18 protein-coding genes and 1 riboswitch are annotated in these 20,584 nt (G+C 67.5%); of the genes, 6 read left to right on the top strand and 12 right to left on the bottom strand.

Annotated elements, in window-relative coordinates:
* Positions 1 to 112 precede the first annotated feature (112 nt).
* From A9513_RS33665 to A9513_RS33655, 3 genes are all read right to left on the bottom strand, one after another.
* Positions 113 to 481: a VOC family protein gene (locus tag A9513_RS33665; RefSeq protein ID WP_065086612.1), complete on the bottom strand. Its 369-nt coding sequence runs from the start codon at positions 479 to 481 to the stop codon at positions 113 to 115.
* A gap of 94 nt (positions 482 to 575) precedes the next feature.
* Entirely contained in the window at positions 576 to 1,181 is a 606-nt protein-coding gene (locus tag A9513_RS33660; RefSeq protein ID WP_065086611.1) for a GNAT family N-acetyltransferase, read from the bottom strand.
* Positions 1,182 to 1,241: 60 nt separating this feature from the next.
* On the bottom strand, positions 1,242 to 2,483 hold the full coding sequence (locus tag A9513_RS33655; RefSeq protein ID WP_065086610.1) for a TIGR03862 family flavoprotein: 1,242 nt from the start codon (positions 2,481 to 2,483) through the stop codon (positions 1,242 to 1,244).
* Positions 2,484 to 2,818: 335 nt separating this feature from the next.
* Between A9513_RS33655 and A9513_RS33650 the strand changes: the two genes are divergently transcribed.
* Entirely contained in the window at positions 2,819 to 3,319 is a 501-nt protein-coding gene (locus A9513_RS33650) for a hypothetical protein (RefSeq protein ID WP_051445639.1), read from the top strand.
* Here the strand turns inward: A9513_RS33650 and A9513_RS33645 are convergent.
* Together A9513_RS33645 and A9513_RS33640 are read right to left on the bottom strand one after the other, a co-directional pair.
* Positions 3,304 to 4,227, bottom strand: a complete 924-nt coding sequence (locus tag A9513_RS33645; protein ID WP_037010858.1) for a histone deacetylase — start codon at positions 4,225 to 4,227, stop codon at positions 3,304 to 3,306. The two genes, A9513_RS33650 and A9513_RS33645, sit on opposite strands and share 16 nt — an antisense overlap.
* 65 nt (positions 4,228 to 4,292) lie before the next feature.
* A complete protein-coding gene (locus A9513_RS33640) occupies positions 4,293 to 5,498 on the bottom strand; it encodes an MFS transporter (protein ID WP_024764650.1) in 1,206 nt (401 codons plus the stop codon).
* Positions 5,499 to 5,706: 208 nt separating this feature from the next.
* On the opposite strand from A9513_RS33640, the gene A9513_RS33635 reads away from it, so the two are divergent.
* The 4 genes from A9513_RS33635 to A9513_RS33620 are packed head-to-tail and all read left to right on the top strand — an operon-like array spanning position 5,707 to position 9,353.
* Complete coding sequence (locus tag A9513_RS33635; protein WP_024764651.1) at positions 5,707 to 6,249, top strand: GNAT family N-acetyltransferase; 543 nt, start codon at positions 5,707 to 5,709, stop codon at positions 6,247 to 6,249.
* Complete coding sequence (locus tag A9513_RS33630) at positions 6,246 to 7,862, top strand: nitroreductase family protein (RefSeq protein ID WP_065086609.1); 1,617 nt, start codon at positions 6,246 to 6,248, stop codon at positions 7,860 to 7,862. The genes A9513_RS33635 and A9513_RS33630 overlap by 4 nt, the downstream gene beginning before the upstream one ends.
* A 13-nt stretch (positions 7,863 to 7,875) precedes the next feature.
* Entirely contained in the window at positions 7,876 to 8,745 is an 870-nt protein-coding gene (gene tesB / locus A9513_RS33625; protein WP_037010855.1) for an acyl-CoA thioesterase II, read from the top strand.
* An 8-nt stretch (positions 8,746 to 8,753) separates the two neighbouring features.
* A complete protein-coding gene (locus A9513_RS33620) occupies positions 8,754 to 9,353 on the top strand; it encodes an HAD family hydrolase (protein ID WP_024764653.1) in 600 nt (199 codons plus the stop codon).
* A 257-nt stretch (positions 9,354 to 9,610) separates the two neighbouring features.
* Here A9513_RS33620 and A9513_RS33615 read toward each other — a convergent pair whose 3' ends face one another.
* Both A9513_RS33615 and dxs read right to left on the bottom strand, forming a co-directional pair.
* The gene (locus tag A9513_RS33615) at positions 9,611 to 11,467 is read right to left on the bottom strand and encodes a TonB-dependent receptor domain-containing protein (protein WP_065086608.1); all 1,857 of its coding nucleotides are present in this window, start codon (positions 11,465 to 11,467) and stop codon (positions 9,611 to 9,613) included.
* Positions 11,468 to 11,555: 88 nt separating this feature from the next.
* A riboswitch (cobalamin riboswitch) is annotated at positions 11,556 to 11,885 on the bottom strand.
* A 29-nt stretch (positions 11,886 to 11,914) separates the two neighbouring features.
* Complete coding sequence (gene dxs / locus A9513_RS33610) at positions 11,915 to 13,825, bottom strand: 1-deoxy-D-xylulose-5-phosphate synthase (RefSeq protein ID WP_024764654.1); 1,911 nt, start codon at positions 13,823 to 13,825, stop codon at positions 11,915 to 11,917.
* Between the two features lie 244 nt (positions 13,826 to 14,069).
* Between dxs and A9513_RS33605 the strand changes: the two genes are divergently transcribed.
* Complete coding sequence (locus A9513_RS33605; protein ID WP_065086607.1) at positions 14,070 to 15,074, top strand: Ldh family oxidoreductase; 1,005 nt, start codon at positions 14,070 to 14,072, stop codon at positions 15,072 to 15,074.
* A gap of 102 nt (positions 15,075 to 15,176) precedes the next feature.
* Here the strand turns inward: A9513_RS33605 and A9513_RS33600 are convergent, their stop codons facing one another.
* From A9513_RS33600 to A9513_RS33580, 5 genes are all read right to left on the bottom strand, one after another.
* Positions 15,177 to 16,754 (bottom strand): aldehyde dehydrogenase (NADP(+)), encoded by a 1,578-nt coding sequence (locus A9513_RS33600; RefSeq protein ID WP_065086606.1) that lies wholly within the window; start codon positions 16,752 to 16,754, stop codon positions 15,177 to 15,179.
* A gap of 228 nt (positions 16,755 to 16,982) precedes the next feature.
* Complete coding sequence (locus A9513_RS33595; protein WP_024764657.1) at positions 16,983 to 17,900, bottom strand: dihydrodipicolinate synthase family protein; 918 nt, start codon at positions 17,898 to 17,900, stop codon at positions 16,983 to 16,985.
* Positions 17,901 to 18,014: 114 nt separating this feature from the next.
* Positions 18,015 to 19,046, bottom strand: coding sequence for a proline racemase family protein (locus tag A9513_RS33590; protein ID WP_065086605.1), 1,032 nt, complete (start codon positions 19,044 to 19,046; stop codon positions 18,015 to 18,017).
* 170 nt (positions 19,047 to 19,216) lie between these two features.
* On the bottom strand, positions 19,217 to 19,939 hold the full coding sequence (locus tag A9513_RS33585) for an amino acid ABC transporter ATP-binding protein (RefSeq protein ID WP_065086604.1): 723 nt from the start codon (positions 19,937 to 19,939) through the stop codon (positions 19,217 to 19,219).
* Entirely contained in the window at positions 19,932 to 20,582 is a 651-nt protein-coding gene (locus A9513_RS33580) for an amino acid ABC transporter permease (protein WP_065086603.1), read from the bottom strand. The genes A9513_RS33585 and A9513_RS33580 overlap by 8 nt, the downstream gene beginning before the upstream one ends.
* Positions 20,583 to 20,584: the final 2 nt, after the last annotated feature.

Here is a 20,584-nt window from a genome sequence, read left to right as displayed (position 1 = left end):
CATCACTGTTGGAGCGAGCTTGCTCGCGAATGGATACTCTCGGTCATTCGGGTGTTTCGGCCGGGCTTCGCCCCTCTCCCTTCAGGGAGAGGGGACGGTGTGAATCCGGCACTCAATCGAGGTTGTGCCCGATCCGCCAGAGCACGCCGCTCGGGTCGTGCAGGGTGAAGTCGCGCATCTTCCACGGCTGGTCTTCCGGCGCGCCAAGGCGCACGCCGTAGCGCTCGGCGAGGCCGGCGTCGCGCACCTTGGCGTACCAGGCGTCGGCGTCCTCCACCAGCAGGTGCAGCATCAGGTTCTCGGCGAATTCCTTGACGTAGTAGTTCTGCAGCAGGAAGGCGCAATGGTCGCCATGGTGGAAGTAGGCGAGCTCCTCGGAGCTCCACGGCGAGTTGAAGCCCAGGTCCTTGTAGAACTGCTGGGAGAGTGCGAAATCGCGGGCGGGGACGAAGACTTTCAGTTCAACGCTGGCAGTGCTCATGGGCAACCTTCCTGGTTCATGCGTGAGCAGGCTTCTCGACGGTGTTTTCTATGGGCCGGGCCGCCTCTGGCGGGCGGCTGGCTGCGAGTCTAACTCAGAGCTTGCGCTGCATGTAGCGATGGCTGGAGACGCCCGGCAGCGTCGAGACGCGCTCCACCTGCACCTCGAAGCCGAAACGTTCATAGAGCGCCTGTGCCTTGGGATTGGCTACCGAGACGTCCAGCGCCGCCATGGGCAGGCCATTGCTGCGGCCGATCTGCAGGAAGTGCTCGATCAGCTGGCTGCCCAGGCCCTCGCCACGAAGGTCCGGCGTGACGCCCAGGTGCGCGAGGTACAGCGTCCTGCGCGGCGGCGGGCAGATGATCTTTTCCAGTTGCAGGCCGCGGCGGATGACGCCGGGCGCGGCCAGGCCGAAATAGCCGAGAATCTGCCGCGTGGCCGCAAGCATGTAGCCCAGCGTCACCTCGCCGCCGAACACCGTGCCGGCGGTAACGACTTTACCGTCCTGTTCGCCGACCCAGTGCTGGCGCCAGCCGAACTGCCCGCCGCCCTGGACGAAGGCGTAGCGCAGGAAGTCCTGCGCGCTATTGCGGCCGGGGCGGGCGAAGGCATAGTCGAAGGCGTCGGGGCCGGAGCTGTAGATCAGCGGGACGGCGGCGTCGACATCATCGGGGCGGGCGCGGCGGAAGGTCAGCGGCATGCAGGCGACTCCTGGGTGGGAGTCGAGAATCTAGCACCATGGTTCCATAAAGTGCAGCGCTCAGCCTTGTGCTTCGAGCCAGTGCAGTGCGCCAAGCCCGGCCGCGCGGCCGCTGGCAAAGCAGGCGGTAAGCAGGTAGCCGCCGGTGGGCGCTTCCCAGTCGAGCATTTCGCCGGCACAGAACACGCCCGGCAGCGCCTTGAGCATCAGGCAGTCGTCCAGCGCCTCAAAGGTCACGCCACCGGCGCTGCTGATGGCTTCGTCCAGCGGGCGGGTGCGCACCACGGTCAGCGGCAGCGCCTTGATCAGGGCGGCGAGGCGTTGCGGGTCGGCATAGTCGGCGGCTGTGGACAACTCGCGCAACAGCCCGGCACGCACGCCGTCCAGCCCCAGGCGGCCGCGCAGATGGTTGGCCATGGACTTGGAGCCGCGCGGCTGCGCCACGGCCTTGGCGACCTGTTCCAGGCTGCGGCTGGGCAGCAGGTCCAGGTGCACCGTGGCGCTGCCGGACTGCTCGATGCGCTCGCGGATAGCGGAAGACAGGGCATAGACCAGGCTGCCCTCGATGCCGCCGGCGGTGACCACGAACTCGCCCTGGCGCGGCGTGCCGCCGGGCAGCGAGAGGGCCACCGGCTTGACCGGTGCGCCAGCGAACTTGTCGCGGAAGAATTCGCTCCAGCCAGCCACCTCGAAACCGCAGTTGGCCGGGCGCAGCGGCGAGATATCCACAGCGCGCTCGGCCAGCAGCGGTACCCAGGCACCGTCCGAGCCCAGGCGCTGCCAGCTGCCGCCGCCGAGGGCGAGTACGGTGGCATCGGCCGTCACGCTGCGTTGGCCTTCCGGCCCTTCGATCAGCAGCGCGCCGTTGACGTTCCAGCCCAGCCAGCGGTGGCGGGTGTGGATGACCACGCCGGCTTCGCGCAGGCGCTTGAGCCAGGCCCGCAGCAATGGTGCGGCCTTCATGTCGGTGGGGAATACGCGGCCGGAGGTGCCGACGAAGGTCTCGATGCCCAGGCCATGGATCCACGCGCACAGCGCCTGGTTGTCGAAGGCGTCGATCAGCGGCGCCAGGGTTTGCGCACGCTTTCCGTAGCGCGACAGGAACGGCTCGCGGGGCTCGGAATGGGTGATGTTCATACCGCCCACGCCGGCCAGCAGGAATTTGCGTCCGACCGAGGGCATGGCGTCGAACAGGTCCACCTTCACCCCGGCGCCGGCCAGGACTTCGGCCGCCATCAGGCCAGTGGGGCCGCCGCCGATGACGATGGCGGTACGGGAGGCGAGCGGGCGGGAATCGGTCATGCAGAAGGCCAGGCGGAGAGTGCGGGAAAAGGCGCAATTCTAGCGCAGCAGCACTGCGCGCCGGTTGCTCATTTTTTGCCCAGTTTTCCCGGAGCCTGCGCAGGCGAGGGCGTCGAGCGCTTTCCCGCAGGTTATCCACAGGCCGTTCCACAGCCATGGTGGAAAACGTTGGCCGCGGCATATTCCAAGGAGGTGGTCAGTATCGTACAGCGCGCCCTTATCCCCAGAGGGTAGGGGTTACGATAATTCTGACAGCGGATCGAGATTCCGCCGATGTTGGCGCTTTTGTGAATCCGTCAGCATGCGGGCCTCTTGCAACCTTGGTCCGATGCTCGATGAAAGTTCGTGATTACCTTCGCTCTCATGAGGCTCACCTTTGGGTGGAGGGCAGTGACACCCGCGTGCGCGTGAATGGCCTCGACATCGTTATTCGCGCGCTCCCCAGCGAGGAAATTCGCACTCTGCTCAACGAGGCGGTGGCCCATATGGTGGTGCGCCTGAATAAAAACCTGCAGGGTTCGAAAGTGAAGTTCGAGCAGCGTGTGCTCGAGTTGCTGTCGATACAGGTCGCATTGCACAACCTCTACGTGTTCACCAACTGGAGCCGCCTGTTGCCGCGCTACCTGCAGTTCGCGGGGCCGCTGCGCGCCCAGGAACTGCTGCAGCACCATGTACCCGAACAGGTGATGCGTTTCTGCGAGAAGCACTACGGTGAGGATTGCCGCCTGCGCGCCAGCGCGCTGCTGGGCTTCTCGGCCCAAGAGCTGGCGCGTTGGGAGCAGCAGCGCCTGCCCTCGCGCATGGACACCAACAACTCGCGCTACCGGGCCAACTGAAGCTCGCGCGCTACCCGCGCCGCGCTGTGGTGCAGGATGCCATGGCGCCGGGCCAGCGCGCGGCGGTCCTTGTCGTAGCCCCCGCCGATCACGCCGATCACCGGAATATCGCTGGCCAGGCAGCGGCGGATGACATGCTCGTCCCGCGCTGCCAATCCCGCATCGGTCAGCTGCAGATAGCCCAGGGCATCGTCCTTGTGCACGTCCACGCCGGCGTCGTAGAGCACGATGTCCGGCTGGTACAGCGGCAGCAGGTAGTCCAGCGCTTCCTCCACCACCTTCAGGTAGTCCGCATCGCCCAGGTGCAGCGGCAGGGGAATGTCCCAGTCGCTCTGCGCCTTGCGCGCGGGGAAATTCTTTTCGCAGTGCAATGACACGGTCACCGCGTCCGGCACGTTCTCCAGGATGCGTGCAGTGCCATCGCCCTGGTGCACGTCGCAGTCGAAGATCAGCACGCGGTTGGCCTTGCCGCTTTCCAGCAGGTAGAGGCTGATCACGGCAAGATCGTTGAAGATGCAGAAGCCCGAGGCGTGGTCGTGGTGCGCGTGGTGGGTGCCGCCGGCCAGATGACAGGCCAGCCCATGTTCGAGCGCCAGTTCGGCCGTCAGCAGCGAGCCGCCGACCGCACGCACGGTGCGCCGGGCCAGCGCTTCGCTCCAGGGCAGGCCGAGGCGGCGCAGTTCTTCGCGGCTCATCTCGCCGCTGCAATAGCGCTCGATGTAATCGCGGTCGTGGGCCAGGGCGAGGATATCCACAGGGCAGAGTTCCGGACGCAGCAGCTCGGCGTCGCTCACCAGGGCGCTGTCCACCAGGTGGTCGCGCAGCAGGCGGAACTTCTCCATGGGGAAGCGGTGGTTGTCCGGGAAGGGCGGACTGTAGTCGTCGTGGTAGACCAGGGGCAGCGGCATGGCGACAAGGGTACGCCGAGCTCGTGCACGGACGAAAGGGCCGGCATGGCGCCGGCCCTTCTGGATCAGCCTTCGTTGGAGAGCGCGGTGCTGCGTTGCGCGCTTCGGCTGGTGACCACCGAGACCGACCACAGCACGAAGCCGCCGATGGCCAGCAGGCTGCCGACCCAGCCCGGCGAGGTCCAGCCGTAGCCGGCCGCCAGGGCCAGGCCGCCGAGGTACGGGCCCAGCGCGTTGGCGAAGTTGAACGCCGAGTGGTTCAGCGCCGCGGCCAGGCCCTGGGCGTCTTCGGCGACGTCCATCAGGCGGGTCTGCAGCACGGTGCCCAGGGCGCCGCCGAAGCCGACGAAGAACACGCAGATGGAGATGGTCCAGATGTTCCCGGCGGTGAACGGGAAGATCGCCAGCACCACCGCACTCCACACCAGCAGGCCACCGGCGGTGGGCATCACGGCGCGGTCGGCGAGTACCGGGATGAACAGGTTGCCCAGGGTCATGCCGATGCCGAACACCGCCATCACCAGCGGCACGATGCTCGGCGAGACGTGGGTGACGGCGCCAAGGATGTCGGCCAGGTAGGTGTACACCGCGAACAGGCCGCCGAAGCCGATGGCGCCGATACCCAGGGTCAGCCAGACCTGGCCGCGCTTGAGCGCGCCCAGCTCGCGCAGCGGGCTGGAGTCCGGCTCGGCGGGCGCGTAGGGCGCGAGCAGGCGCACGCAGATCATGGTCAGCACGCCCAGTGCCGCGACCAGGGCGAAGCTCCAGCGCCAGCCCACGGCCTGGCTCAGCCAGTTGGCCAGCGGCACGCCGATGATGGTGGCGACGGTGAGGCCGAGGAACATCCGCCCGACTGCCACCGTGCGCCGGTGCGGCGGCACCACGGAGGCAGCGACCAGCGCGGCAATGCCGAAGTAGGCGCCGTGGGGCAGGCCGCTGATGAAGCGGAACAGCAGCATCCAGTGGTAGGTCGGCGCCAGGGCGCTGAGGCCGTTGCCGACGGCGAACAGCGCCATCAGCAGCACCAGCAGGGTACGCCGCGGCAGGCGCGCGCCGAGCACCGCCAGCAGTGGCGCGCCGACCACCACGCCCAGGGCGTAGGCGCTGATCACGTGGCCGGCGGTGGGGGCATCGATGCCCAGCGCCGGGGCGAAGTAGGGCAGCAGGCTCATGGTGGCGAATTCGGTGGTGCCGATGGCGAAGCCGCCGACGGCAAGGGCGAAAAGCACCAGGGCCGTACTGCGTTGCAGTCCGGTGGTGGAGGTCGTCATGGGGTTTCCTTGGTCTTCTTGAGGTGCGCCGTGGCAGCGCGGCTGTCTGCGAGAGCACGGTCAAGGCAGTGACCGACAGCGAAGGTTGGAGAAAAATACCAGATGATGGCGCTCGTTGCTGAATCGATTGCGCCTGGTCTGACGGATTGCCGCCTACAGGTCCGTGGGCGGGTATCATGGTCACCTTTGCCGACGCGTGATGCCGACCATGGATATCCCGAGCCTGACTACCGAGCGCCTGCTGCTGCGGCCCTGGCGCACCGAGGACCTTGCGCCCTTCGCCGCGTTGAACGCCGACGCACAGGTGATGCGCCACTTCCCCGCCTGCATGAGCCGCGAGGAGAGCGACCTGCTGGCCGCGCGCATCCTCCAGCATTTCGACGAGCATGGCTTCGGCCAGTGGATAGTCGAGCGCCGCGAGGATGGCGCGTTCATCGGCGTGCTCGGGCTGGCGCGGGTGTCCTTCGAGGCCGTCTTCACGCCCGCAGTGGAGATCGGCTGGCGCTTCAACGTCGCCCACTGGCGCCAGGGCTATGCCTTGGAAGCGGCCCGCGCCGCGCTGGATTTCGCTTTCGAGCAGTTGCAGCTGGAGGAAGTGGTGGCCTTCACCGTGCCGGCCAACCTGCCGTCCCAGGGCTTGATGCAGCGCCTGGGGATGATTCGCGATGAAGCCGGCGACTTCGAGCACCCGCGCCTGCCGGAAGGCCACGCCTTGCGCCCCCATGTGTTGTACCGGATTCGCCGCCCATGAAGCCGGAAGACGGCGTGCGCGCCTACCACGAACTGAGCAGCCATCGTCCGGAGCGCTTCGCCCCCGGCCCCGGCCAGCTCGACTGGGCGACCCAGCCGGCCGCCTTCCGCCGCTACGCGGGGGCGCGCTGTGTCGAACTGCTGCACCGGCCGCAGGAAGAGTCGCCGGGGTATGACGACGCCTTCGCCGGCCCCATCGGCCCACCGGCGCCACTGAGCCTTGCCAGCGTTTCGCAGCTGCTCTACGACAGCCTGGCGATCTCGGCGTGGAAGGAGGCCGGCGGCAACCGCTGGGCGCTGCGGGTCAATCCGTCCAGCGGCAATCTGCACCCGACCGAAGCCTATCTGCTGCTGCCCTCCGGCGCTGTGGATAACGCTGCGCTGCTGGTGCACTACAGCGCCGACGAACACGTGCTGGAGGTGCGCGCCGAGCTGCCCGCGCCGCTGGCCGAACCCTTGAACGATGCGCTGCCGGCGGGTGGTTTCCTGCTGGCGCTGGCGAGCATTCCCTGGCGCGAGGCCTGGAAGTACGGCGAGCGCGCCTACCGCTACTGCAATCATGACCTGGGCCACGCGCTGGCCTGCCTGGGCATCGCCGCGGCGATCCAGGGTTGGGAGGTGCGGCTGTTGCGCGGCATTGCCGAATCACGGCTGGATGCGCTGATCGGTCTCGACCGCGAAGGCTTCAGCGAGCATGAGTTCGCCGACGCACTGCTATGGATCGGCCCGGCGCAGCCGGCCGAATTCCCATTGCCCGACTCCCTGCTCAAGGGCCTTGCCGAGTTGCCGCTGGACGGCACGCCGAATCGCCTGTCCCGCGACTATCGCCACTGGCCGGAGCTGGAGCGCGTGCACCATTTGTGCCGCGCGCCCGCGTTGCCCGCCGGCCAATGGAGCGCCGCGAATGCCGATCCCGCTGTGGATAACCCCGGCCTGCCGTTGCGCCCGATCCTGCATCGTCGGCGCAGCGCGCAGTCCATGGATGGCCGCAGCGGCATTCGCGCCGAACTGCTGTATGCCTGGCTGCAGCGGTTGATGCCGGAGCGCTCGCCCGTGCCGTTCGCCTGCACCGGCGAGCCGGCGCGTGTCGACCTGCTGCTGTTCGTCCACCGCGTCCAGGGCCTGGAGCCGGGCCTGTACTGGCTGGGCCGCAGTGGTCGCGAGGCGGGAGGGTTGCGCGAGGACTACCTGTGGCAGCCGGTCGAGGAGAGCGGTGTGCCGCTGTACCGCCTGTTGTCCGGTGATGCACGCGGGCTGTCGGCGTTCCTGTCCTGTGGGCAGGACATCGCCAGCGACGGTTGCGTCGCCTTCGCCATGCTCGCCGACCTCGACACCGCGCTGACCGAGGGCGCCTGGACTTATCCGCGCCTGTACTGGGAAGCCGGGCAGATCGGCCAACTGCTCTACCTGGAAGCCGAAGCGGCGGGCCTGTCGGGCACCGGCATCGGCTGCTATTTCGATCCGGCAGTACACCAACTGCTGGAAGGGGGTCCGGACTGCCCGGTCAGCCTCTATCATTTCACCATTGGCCGCGCGGTCTGGGATGAACGGCTCACCAGCCTTCCCGCCTATCCGTCGCCACGCCGACTCCCACTTCAGCAAGACCGCAATTGAGGAAACAACGCGCATGACCCAGATCCTGGACAACCTGGTGGCTCTGCTGAGCCTGGAACAGATCGAAGAGAACCTGTTCCGCGGCACGAGCCAGGACCTCGGGTTCCGCCAGCTCTACGGCGGGCAGGTACTCGGCCAGGCGCTGTCGGCGGCCAGCCAGACCGTCGACCCGGAGCGCCACGTGCACTCGATGCACGGCTACTTCCTGCGTCCGGGCGACGCCAGCAAGCCGGTCGTCTACCAGGTCGACCGCGTGCGCGACGGCGGCACCTTCAGCACCCGCCGCGTCACCGCGATCCAGAAGGGCCAGCCGATCTTCGCCCTGAGCACCTCGTTCCAGACCGACGAGGAAGGCTTCGAGCACCAGATCAGCATGCCCGACGTGGTCGGCCCGGAGAACCTGCCGACCGATCAGGAACTCAAGAAGCGCAGCGCCGCGCAGTTCCCCGAGCGCATTCGCGACAAGCTGCTCTATCCCAAGCCCATCGAAATCCGCCCGGTGACCGAGAACGACCCGTACGACCCGGAGGTCGGCGAGCCGATCAAGTACCTCTGGCTGCGCGCCGACGGCAAGCTGCCGGACATCCCGGCGCTGCACAAGTACATCCTCGCCTACGCCTCGGACTTCGGCTTCCTCACCACCTCGCTGCTGCCCCATGGCCGCTCGGTGTGGCAGAAGGACATGCAGGTCGCCACCATCGACCATTCCGTGTGGTTCCACCGCGACCTGCGCGCGGACGAGTGGCTGCTCTACGCCATCGACAGCCCCTGGGCCGGCAATGGCCGCGGCTTTGTGCGCGGCAGTATCTTCAACCGTGAAGGCCAACTGGTCGCTTCCTCGACCCAGGAAGGCCTGATCCGTCGCCGCGAGGACTGGGCATGACGCTCGCCCTGCCGCTGGGAGAGATTCGCCACTGGGTGTTCGACATGGACGGCACCCTGACCCTGGCCGTGCACGACTTCCCGGCGATCAAGCGGGCCCTGGGGATTCCCCAGGAGCACGACATCCTCACCCACCTGGCCGCGCTGCCGGAAGATGAGGCGGCGGCCAAGCACGCCTGGCTGCTGGAGCACGAGCGCGAGCTGGCGGTGGCGTCCAAAGCGGCGCCGGGCGCGGTGGATCTGGTGCGTGCGCTGCATGCTGCGGGTTACCGCCTGGGCATCCTGACGCGCAATGCCCACGAGCTGGCGTTGATCACGCTGGCGGCCATCGGTATTGGTGACTGCTTCCTGACCGAGGACGTTCTCGGTCGCGGCGAGGCCGACCCCAAGCCGAGCCCGGATGGCCTGCTGCGTCTGGCCGCGCGCTGGGACGTGGCGCCGCAGACCATGCTGATGGTCGGCGACTACCGCTTCGACCTCGACTGCGCGCGTGCGGCTGGGGCACACAGTGCGCTGGTGAATCTTGCTGAGAATCCCTGGCCCGAGCTGACCGACTGGCATGCGCAGGATTGCGCGGAACTGGGGCGGATGGCGGGGGTACTGGTTTAATCCGCTGCTTGCGAGCGGGCTCCTGCACCGGGCCGCCGTGGATGTTTGCCCGTGCGCGATTGGGCATCGCGGATGAATCCGCTCCTATGGTGGCCTGATTGGCATCGGTGCTGGGGCTCCTCCCCTCACCCCAGCCCTCTCCCAAAGCGAGAGGGGGCCGTTCGGCGTTGCCGGGGGCACGGCGTTCGCCGGACGCCAGGTCAGTTCCCTCTCCCTCCGGGAGAGGGTTAGGGTGAGGGGCCGCCAGGCCGCTTTTCTTACAGCTCCGGCGTCCAGGTCACCGCCAGCAGTGCGGTACGGCCTGGTTCGCGGTAGGGGCGGGCTTCGCCCATGAAGTCACTCGGGCTGGTGGGGCGCAGGTAGTCGCCCAGGGTGTAGTCGCGGTCCAGGGCGTTATCCAGCTTCAGGTCGAAGCGGACTTCGTCGCTGGCCAGCCAGCTGGTGCGCAGGTCGAGAACGCCGTAGCCGGAGAGTTCGCGGGTGTTGGCCGCGTCGTCGTAGCGCTGGCTGACCGCGCGCCAGGTGCTGCCGACGCCAAAGGCGCCGAACTGGCGATCCAGGTCCAGGCTCAGGGTGCGGCGCGCGCGGTAGGGCAGGGTGTGGCCGGTGTCGCGGTCGCGCGGGTCGATCAGGCTCAGGCCGAGAGCGGCCTGCCAGCCCAGTACTTCGCGGGTAACGCTGGCCTCGAAGCCATTGATGCGTGCCTTGTTGATGTTCTCCGGCTGGTTGCTGGTGCTGTCCCAGGCGATCAGGTCGTCGACCTCGGTGCGGTACAGCGCGGCTTCCAGGTGCGTGCCGGAAAAGTCGCCGCGCCATTGCAGCTCGTAGGTCTTCGAGGTCTCGGCCTTCAGGTCCGGGTTGCTCGCGCCGGGGTAGTAGAGGTCGCTGAAAGTCGGTGCGCGGAAGCCTTCGCCGTAGCTGGCGATCCAGGTCTGGTTGTTGCCGACCGGCAGGCTGAAAGCGGCGTTCCAGCTGTTCTGGCTGCCGTAGGCCTGGTTGTTGTCGTGGCGGATGCCCAGCTCGGTGCCGAAGTCGTCGCCCTTGAAGCTGTGCTGGGCGAAGAAGGCGCGGTTGCTGCGCTGGTCCTCGGCGAAGTCGGTGCTGCCGTCGACCTTGTCCTCGTACCAGTCGGCGCCCAGGGCCAGCTGATTGGCCTCGTCCAGTTGCAGGCGGTTGATCCAGCTCGCCGAGTGGCGGGTGGTTTCCAGCGTGCCGTTGTTCCAGCTGTCGGCCGCGCCCACGGCCTTGTTGCGGTCGAAGCTGCGGCCCAGCTCCAGGCGGCTGTTCCACATGCTGGTGATCTGGCCGTCGAGGTAGGCGCTGTAGCTGCTGACGCGGAATTCGTCGCGGGGCGAGCCCGGCTCGAAGTTGTAGGCGTCGTCGTATTCGTTTTTGCCGCGCTGGTCGTTGAGGTTCAGGCCGGCCTTCCAGTCCTCGCTGAAGCGATGGTCCAGGTTCAGGTGCACGGCCTTGTTGCGCTGGGCGTCGTGGTCGTTGTCGGCGCCGACGTTGTCGCTGGTGCGGTCCCAGCCCTGGCTTTCGTCCAGGCTGCCGCCGAGATTGTAGCGGGTCTGCTCGTCGCCGCCGGAGAGGCTCAGGCTGCGCTCGAAGGTGCCGTGGCTGCCGGCGGCCAGGCGCACTTCCGGGTGCAGGCCGGCTTCGCCGCGGCGGGTGAAGATCTGGATGACGCCGCCGATGGCGTCGGCGCCGTACAGCGCGGAACGCGGGCCACGGGTCACTTCGACGCGCTCGATGCTGTCGATGCTCAGGTAGTCCAGGCGGGCAATGCCGCTGCTGGCCGAGGCGATGCGCTGGCCGTCCACCAGCACCAGGGTCTGCGCGGTGCTGGTGCCGCGCACGGAGTAGGAGACCACGCCACCGGAGCTACCCATCTGCACGCCGGGCACACGGGCGAGCAGGTCAGGGACGCTGCGTACCTGCAGGCGCTCGATGTCGGCGCGGGTGAACACGCTGTTGGCCGAGGTGGCTTCGGCGCGCGGCTGGGCCTGGCGCGCGGAGGTGATCACCTGGTCGGAGAGCCGGTAGATGTCGTCGGCGGCGAAGGCCAGGCCGGGCAGCAGGCTGGTGGCCAGGGCGAGTCGGGTCAGTTTCATGGAGCGTCCTCAAAAGCGGGCGGATGACTTTCGAGGAGGGCGTGGCAAGGGCGGCAGGCCGCACTTGACGGTGCGGCCCTCCGCAACACCTGTCGGGGCGTGTCGAGGGCGGTCTCCGGGCTGCCGACGTCACATCGCCGCCTTCCCACAATCTGCAGTGGCCATGGCGATGCTACGAATCGAACCGGCCCTGATCTGCTGCGCGTCGGCATAACGGCGTTGAAAGCAGAAGCTAAATGCTCATTTGCTGTAGCAAACTCCGCTTCCACTTCTGCTTTCGCCTTGTTCTGCTCTAGCTCGCGAGATCAGGATCCGGTTCGGGAACGTGTCGGTTACCGTTGCGGGGGCAGCGCAGGTCTTTCACCTGCTTCCCGTTACCTCGAACGAAAACGGGCGCACCTTAGTAGGTGCGCCCGTGGCTGGCAATACTCAGGACGAGGGATGTGCTCAGCGGTCGCCGAGGACGTGCAGGCGCGCACGTACCGCGGCTTCGATGCCGGCGGCGTCCAGACCGCACTCCGCCAGCATCTGCGCAGGCTTGGCATGCTCGACATAGTAGTCCGGCAGGCCCAGGTGCAGGATCGGCTGCTGGATATTCTCGCGGGCGAGGAATTCGCTGACGGCGGCGCCGGCGCCACCCATCACCGAGTTCTCCTCGATGGTCACCAGCAGCTCGTGGCTGGCGGCCAGCTGGCGCACCAGTTCCTCGTCCAGCGGCTTGACGAAGCGCATGTCGGCGACCGTGGCGTCGAACTGCTCGGCGACTTTCAGTGCCTCGGCCAGTTGCACGCCGAATACCAGGAAGGCGACCTTGCCGGCCTTGCCTTCACGGCGCACCACGCCCTTGCCGATTTCCACCGGAGCCAGCTCGGCTTCGATGGCGGCGTTCGGGCCGGTGCCGCGCGGGTAGCGTACCGCCGCCGGGCCTTCGAAGTGATGGCCGGTGGTGAGCAGCTTGCGCAGTTCGTTCTCGTCGCTGGGGGTCATCACCAGCATGCCGGGGATGCAGCGCAGGTAGGAGAGGTCGAAGCTGCCGGCGTGGGTCGGGCCGTCTTCGCCCACCAGGCCGGCACGGTCGATGGCGAACAGCACGTCGAGGTTCTGCACCGCGACGTCGTGGATCAGCTGGTCGTAGCCGCGCTGCAGGAAGGTGGAGTAGATCGCCACCACCGGCTTGGCGCCGTCGCAGGCCATGCCGGCCGCCAGGGTCACGGCGTGCTGTTCGGCGATGGCGACGTCGAAGTAGCGATCCGGGAACTTGTCGGCGAAGGCCACCAGGTCGGAGCCTTCCTTCATCGCCGGGGTGATGCCGACCAGGCGCGGGTCCTGGGCAGCCATGTCGCACAGCCACTGGCCGAACACGCTGGAGTACTTCGGCCCGCCGGCCTTCTTCGGCACGGCGTGGGCGGGGGCGCCCTCGGGTTCGAGCTTGGTGATGGCGTGGTAGCCGATCGGGTCGATCTCGGCCGGGCCGAAGCCCTTGCCCTTCTTGGTCACCACGTGGAGGAACTGCGGGCCCTTGAGGTCGCGCATGTTGCGCAGGGTGGCGATCAGGGTCGGCAGGTCGTGGCCGTCGATGGGGCCGATGTAGTTCCAGCCCAGCTCCTCGAAGAGCGTGCCGGGGACCAGCATGCCCTTGGCATATTCCTCGGTGCGGCGGGCGATCTCCCAGGCACCGGGCAGGCGCGAGAGTACCTTCTTGCTGCCTTCGCGCATGCTGCTGTAGGTGCGGCTGGAGAGGATCTTGGCCAGGTAGTTGGACAGGCCGCCGACATTGTTGGAGATCGACATGTCGTTGTCGTTGAGGATCACCAGCATGTCGGCCTTCACTTCCGACGCGTGGTTGAGCGCCTCGAAGGCCATGCCGGCGGTCAGCGCGCCGTCACCGATCACCGCCACCGACTTGCGGTTGGAGCCCTGCATGCGCGCGGCGATGGCCATGCCTAAGGCGGCGCTGATGGAGGTGCTGGAGTGGCCGACGCCGAAGGTGTCGTACTCGCTCTCCGAGCGGCGCGGGAAGGCGGCCAGGCCGTCCTTCTGGCGCAGGCTGCCCATGCGCTCGCGGCGACCGGTGAGGATCTTGTGCGGGTAGGCCTGGTGGCCGACGTCCCACACCAGGCGGTCGTCCGGGGTGTCGAAGACGTAGTGCAGGGCGACCGTCAGCTCGATGACGCCCAGGCCAGCGCCGAAATGGCCGCCGGTCTGGCCGACGCTGTACAGCAGGTACTGGCGCAGTTCGTCAGCGAGGGTCAGCAGCTCCGCTTCCCCCAGCCGGCGCAGCTCGACCGGCGTGCTGGCGCGGTCGAGCAGAGGCGTGGCAGGGCGCTCGCGGGGAATCTCGTGGAACGTCGTGGGCATCAGGCTGATCGTTATGAGAGGCAAAGATGCGGAAGTTTACCCGAAGCTCCGGATTGGCCCAAGCAACGTGGGGCCAATCCTTCGGACGACCGGATGGTCGGGATTCGGCCGCCGGCTGTGCCGAAATCGTCGTCGCCCCTGCCGATTGCAGGCAAGCCAGCCCCGGCGCCAGGCGCCACTGTAGGCACGATGACCGACCGGCGGCGGTTTGCCGCAGCCTTTTGTAGCAATCGAGGAGGATGGCGTGACCCGACTGAGTCTGGAAGAACTGCGCGAATTGTCCGAGGCGATCCTGCGTCGCCATGGCTTCAGCGAGCCCCATGTGCAGGGCGTGACCGAGACTGTACTGGCCGGCGAGCGTGATGGCTGCACGTCCCACGGTGTTTGGCGCCTGCTCGGTTGCATCCATACGGCGCGCGCCGGCAAGGTCTCGCTGGAAGCTGTGCCAGAGCTGTCGGAACCGGCCCCGGCGCTGGTGCGGGTGGATGCCAAGGGTGGCTTCTCGCAGTGCGCCTTCGATCTGGGGCTGCCGAAACTGGTGGAGAAGGCGCGCAGCCAGGGTATCGCCGCGATGGCGGTGAACCACTGCGTGCACTTTTCGGCGCTGTGGGTGGAGATCGAGCGGATCGTCGCCCACGGCCTCGTGGCCCTGGCCGTTACGCCGGCCCAGGCTTACGTGGCGCCGGCCGGCGGGAAGAGGCCATTGTTCGGCACCAATCCCATCGCCTTCGGCTGGCCGCGCGCCGGGCAGAACCCCTATGTCTTCGACTTCGCCACCACCGTCGTGGCACGGGGGGAAATCCAGCTGCACGAGCGCGAGGGCAAGTCGATTCCGCTGGGCTGGGGGATCGATGCGCAGGGCAACCCCAGCACTGACGCAATCGCCGTGCTCGACGGCGCCATGCTCACCTTTGGCGGGCACAAGGGCTCGGCGCTGGCGACCATGGTCGAGCTGATCGCCGGCCCGCTGATCGGCGACCTGACCAGTGCCGAGTCCACGGTGTTCGACGAAGGGACGAAGTCCTCGCCGTACCACGGCGAATTGCTGATCGCCATCGACCCGGCGCGCTTCCTCGGCGCCGAAGCGCCGCAGCACCTGGCGCGGGCCGAGACGCTGTTCGAGTCCATCGTCGACATGGGCGCGCGCCTGCCGTCGCAGCGGCGCTTTGCAGCGCGCGAACGCAGCCTGAAAGAGGGCGTAGAGATCAGCGATTCGCTGTATGCCGACTTGCGCAAGCTGCTGGAGTAACGGCACTTCCCTGTAGGCGCGCATAAAAAAGCCCCGGCGCAAGGCCGGGGCTGAGCATCGGTGCGGGACTGGCCGACAGTTCACTCCCGCGCCGACGAACCCTCAGCGAGTCACGGCGTTGCGTGTCGTCTCGCCATCCACCAGCCGCGCGATGCCCAGCGGGTTGGCGTCCTTCAATGCGTCTGGCAGCAGCGCATCCGGGTAGTTCTGGTAGCACACCGGGCGCAGGAAGCGGTCGATGGCGAGGCTGCCGACGGATGTGCCGCGCGCGTCGGAGGTCGCTGGATATGGCCCGCCATGGACCATCGCGTCGCAGACTTCCACGCCGGTCGGATAGCCGTTGATCAGCAGGCGACCGGCCTTGCGCTCCAGCACCGGCACCAGGGCGGCGAAGCGTGCGAGGTCGTCCGGTTCGGCGATCAGCGTGGCGGTGAGCTGGCCGTGCAGGCCATCCAGCGCGCGGCGCAGCTCGGCTTCATCGGCCACTTCGACGACGAGGGTGGTCGGGCCGAAGACTTCTTCCTGCAGCAGTTCTTCACCTTCCAGCAGCAGGCTGGCCTTGGCCTGGAACAGTTGCGGGAACGCCTGCCGGCCCTCCTGCGGGTGCCCGGAGAGGTGGCGCAGGCCGGGGTGGGTGAGCAGCTTGGCGATGCCCTTCTCGTAGCTTTTCAGAGTGCCGGCGTTGAGCATGGTCTGCGCCGGGCGCTGGCCGATCTCGGCGATCAGGTTGGCGACGAACAGGCTGAAGGCCGGCGAAGCGATACCGATCACCAGGCCGGGGTTGGTGCAGAACTGGCCGCAACCCATCACCACGGAATCGACCAGCTCGCGGGCGATTTTCTCGCCGCGTGCGTCCAGGGCGGCGGGCAGGACCAGCACCGGGTTGATGCTGCTCATCTCGGCGAATACCGGGATCGGCTGGGGGCGTGCGGCGGACAGGTCGCACAGTGCGCGACCGCCCTTGAGCGAACCGGTGAAGCCGACCGCCTGGATCGCCGGGTGCTTCACCAGCGGTTCGCCGACGCCGGCGCCGTAGATCATGTTGAACACGCCAGCGGGCATGCCGGTGGATTCGGCTGCGCGGACGATGGCTTCGCCGACGAGTTCGGCGGTCGCCATGTGGCCGCTGTGGGCTTTCACCACGACCGGGCAGCCGGCGGCCAGCGCGGCAGCGGTGTCGCCACCGGCGGTGGAGAAGGCCAGCGGAAAGTTGCTGGCGCCGAAAACGGCTACCGGGCCGACGCCGGTACGGTACTGGCGCAGGTCCGGGCGGGGCAGCGGCTGGCGTTCGGGCAGTGCGCGGTCGATGCGTGCGCCGAGGAAGTCGCCACGGCGCAGCACCCTGGCGAACAGGCGCATCTGGTTGGCGGTGCGGCCACGCTCGCCCTGGATGCGCGCGGCGGGCAGGGCCGTCTCGCGGCAGACGGTGGCGATGAAGTCGTCGCCGAGGGCTTCCAGTTCGCTGGCGATGGCGTCGAGGAACTGCGCGCGGCGCTCCGCCGGCAGCGCGTTGTAGGCCGGGAAGGCGGCTTCGGCGGCGCGGGCGGCGGCGTCGACTTCGGCCTCGGTGGCCTGGAGGAATTCGCGCGGTAGTGCTTCGCCGGTGCTGGCGTCAAGGCTCTGCAGGCGGATGCTGCCGGTGCCGATGCGTTGGCCGGCGATGAAGTTCTGGGCGGTCATGGGCGGGCTCTCTGGTGGAAAAGTGCAGGCGAGGAACGAAAGCCCCTCACCCCAGCCCTCACCCGGAGGGAGAGGGGGCAGATCGTGCGACCGGTGACGCTGGAGTTGGCCGGCTGGCACGGTGCTCGGAAACCGTGAGCGTACCTGCGAACACGGGAGTTCTAGCGGGTACGCACGGTCCCCTCTCCCCTTGGGAGAGGGTTAGGGTGAGGGTGGTTCAATCTCCACTCAGAGTCCGACATCCGGCAGCTTCGGCCGATTCGCCAGTGCCTTGGCCATGATCGTCTCCACGTGCTCGCGGTCCGCGCCTTGCAGCGCCAGGCGCGGCGGGCGGGTGAGGGCGGTGCCGCGGCCGGCGATTTCTTCGCAGAGCTTGATGCACTGCACCAGGTCCGGGCGGGCGTCGAGGTGGAGGATCGGCATCAGCCATTCGTAGATCGGCATGGCCTCTTCGTAACGACCGGCCTTGCACAGGCGGAAGATCGTTTCGCCTTCCTGCGGGAAGACGTTGGACATGCCGGAAATCCAGCCCTCGGCGCCCACCGCGATGCTTTCCAGCACCACGTCGTCGAGCCCGGCGAACAGGATGAAGCGGTTGCCCACTTCGTTGCGCACGTCGATGAAGCGGCGGGTGTCGCCGGAGCTGTCCTTGAAGCAGACGATGTTCTCGCAGTCGGCCAGGGAGATGAGGATGTCCGGGGTGACGTCGTTCTTGTAGATCGGCGGGTTGTTGTAGACCATCACCGGCAGGTCGGTGCTGGTGGCCACGCTGCGGAAGTGCGCGGCGGTCTCATGGGGCTTGGAGGAGTAGACCAGCGCGGGCATCACCATGATGCCGTCGACGCCGACCTTCTGCACCGCCTTGGCCACCTGCGAGGCACCGTGGCTGGTGAACTCGGCGATGCCGCAGATCACCGGCACGCGGCCGCCGGAGGCGTCCTTGGCGACTTCGGTGACGGCCATCTTCTCCTCGATGGTCAGCGAGGTGTTCTCACCGACGCTGCCGCACACCACCAGGCCGGAGACGCCGTCGCGCACCAGGTTGGAGATCACCTTGTGGGTGGCTTCCAGGTTGACCGAGAAATCATCGTTGAACTGAGTGGTCACCGCGGGGAACACGCCACTCCAATTGACCTTCTTGCTCATGTTGCTCTCCAATTGTCGTATTTCGTATACGAAACGTCTGAAGGAAATCCCGCAGCATTTCGTCGTCGGGTGCCGCTACGCGGCGAATCAGGGGTGGAATCGGTTAGGGGGAAATCAGTAGCCGTTCGGCCAGGTATCCGAGAGCCGATAGCCTTCGGGCCAGGGATCGCTCGGGTCGAGCAGGTGCTGGTGGGTGCCGGTGATCCAGGCGCGGCCGGAAATGCACGGGTGGATCGCCGGTTTGCCGCCGACGCTGGTGAGGCCGTCGATGCGGCAGTGGAACTTGGAATCGATGATCGAATGGCCGACGAAGCGCTCGCCATCCTTCAACTGGCCCTTGGCATGCAGCACCGCCATGCGTGCCGAGCAGCCGGTGCCGCAGGGTGAGCGGTCGATCTTGCCGGGGCGGATGACCACGGCGTTACGGCCGTGCAGCACGCCGTCGATGCGCTCCACCGGCGCGGTCAGCTGGCAGAAGGAGATGTGCGCCCAGTCGTGGTTTTCCGGGTGCTTGAAGCCCAGTTGCTGGTTTGCCGCCTGGGTGATCTTCAGGCCGGTGGCAACCAGGTCGGCGGCCTCCGAGGCGTGCAGGGTGAAGCCCAGCGCGTGCGCGTCGGCCAGTACGAAGCTGTCGCCGCCGTAGGCGGTATCCACCTGCAGCGAACCGAGGCCTTCCACTTCGATCCAGGCATCGAGCTGGTCGGCGAAGGAGGGCAGGTTGCGCACTTCCACGCGCTGCACCTTGCCGTCCTTGCAGTCGGCCACGGCTTCGATCAGGCCGCCCGGCGCTTCCAGGGTCAGGCGCGTCTGCGGTTCCTGCATCGGCAGGATGCCGCTGTCCAGCAGCACGGTGCTGACGCACAGCGAGTTGGAGCCGGACATGGGCGGCACGTCCGCCGGCTCCATGATGATCCAGGCCATCTGCGCCCGCGGGTCCTTCGGCGGGACCAGCAGGTTCACGTGACGGAACACGCCGCCGCGCGGTTCGTTGAGGACGAAGTTGCGCAGGGTGTTGTCGCTGGCGATGAAGCGCGACTGTGCCCACACGGTGTCGCCCGGCGGCGGGGCGACGCCACCGACGATGACGTCGCCGACCTCGCCTTCGGCGTGGCAGCTGACGACGTGGATGATCTTGCTCGAACGCATTGTCTTTCTCCCTACGTTGTGGAGCCCGGCCTCCCTCACCCCAGCCCTCTCCCAGAGGGAGAGGGGGCAGGCCGTGCCGGCTGATGCTGTGGTTTCATCCTGCACCGATCAGTCCCCTCTCCCGCTTGAGGAGCGGGGCGCGCAGCCAGGGTCAGGGTGAGGGGCTCTTGTCAGTTCACCGAGCGGAGGAACTCCGCCGTCTCCGCCCGCTGCGGATTGCCGATCACCTGCTCCGGCGTGCCGATCTCATGTACCAGCCCCTCGCGGAAGAACGCCACGCGGTCGGACACATCGCGGGCGAAGCGAATCTCGTGGGTCACCAGCACCATGGTCATGCCCTCTTCGGCGAGCAGGCGCATGGTGTCGAGCACCTCGCCCACCAGTTGCGGGTCGAGTGCCGAGGTGGCTTCGTCGAACAGCATGTAGTCCGGCGACATGGCCAGCGCGCGGGCGATTGCCATGCGCTGCTGCTGCCCGCCCGAGAGCTTCTGCGGGAACACCTTGAGCTTGTCGCCCAGGCCCACGTGCTTGAGCTGCTTCACCGCCATCGCCTCGGCCTCTTCCTTGGACAGGCCGAGCACCTTGCGCGGGGCGAGCATGACGTTTTCCAGCACGGTGAGGTGCGGGAAGGCGTTCCACTGCTGGAAGACGATGCCGATCTTCTGCCGCAGCTTGTTCAGGTCGGTGGTCTTGGCGTGGACCTCGATGCCGTCGACGCGGATCTTGCCGCGCTGGATCGGCTCCAGGCCGTTGATGCACATCAGCAGGGTGGACTTGCCCGAACCCGAGCCGCCGATGATCGAGACCACCTCGCCCTTCTTCACGGTCAGGCTGACGCCCCTGACCACTTCCAGATCGCCGTAGGCTTTGTGCACGTTGTCGATTTCAATCATTTTCCTGCCACCTTTGTTCCAGCCGGGCGCCGAGGCGCGCCACGACCCAACTCATGAGGTAATAGATGACCCCGGCGATGCACAGCACCAGCAGGGGTTCCTGGATGCGCGTCACGATGGTCTGTGAGGCGCGGAGCAGTTCGACGATGCCGATCCACATGACCAGCGCGGTGTCCTTCATCACCCCCAGCACCAGGTTCAGCCAGCCGGGGAAGGCCACCCGCGCGGCCAGCGGCAGCACGATGTAGCGCAGGTCCTGCCAGTAGCTGAGGCCCAGCGAGCGGCTGGCGCGGCGGATGTTCGGGCCGACGGCGAGGATGCCGCTGCGGATGATCTCGGTGCAGAACGCCGCCGCGTACACGCCCAGCACCAGGCAGCCGACGGTGAAGGCGCTCCAGTTCAGGCCGACGATGCTTTTCAGCGAGTTGAACAGCACGAACTGGATCAGCAGCGGCACGCTGCGGAAGATGTCGAGGAACCAGCCGACCGGCATCGTGGCGCGCGGCAGGGTGGCGCGCAGCCAGCCCAGCACGACGCCAGCGAGGGTGCCGATGAACATGGCGCCGACGGTCAGCTTGACGGTGACCCAGGCCCCTTGCAGCAGGAACATCAGGTCATTGACGGTGAAGCTCGTGGAAAACATGC

Origin of the sequence: Pseudomonas sp. AU12215 (assembly GCF_001675465.2) — a bacterium.
Classification (GTDB): Bacteria; Pseudomonadota; Gammaproteobacteria; order Pseudomonadales; family Pseudomonadaceae; genus Pseudomonas; species Pseudomonas nitroreducens.
This window is presented reverse-complemented; position numbering and strand designations above follow the sequence as displayed.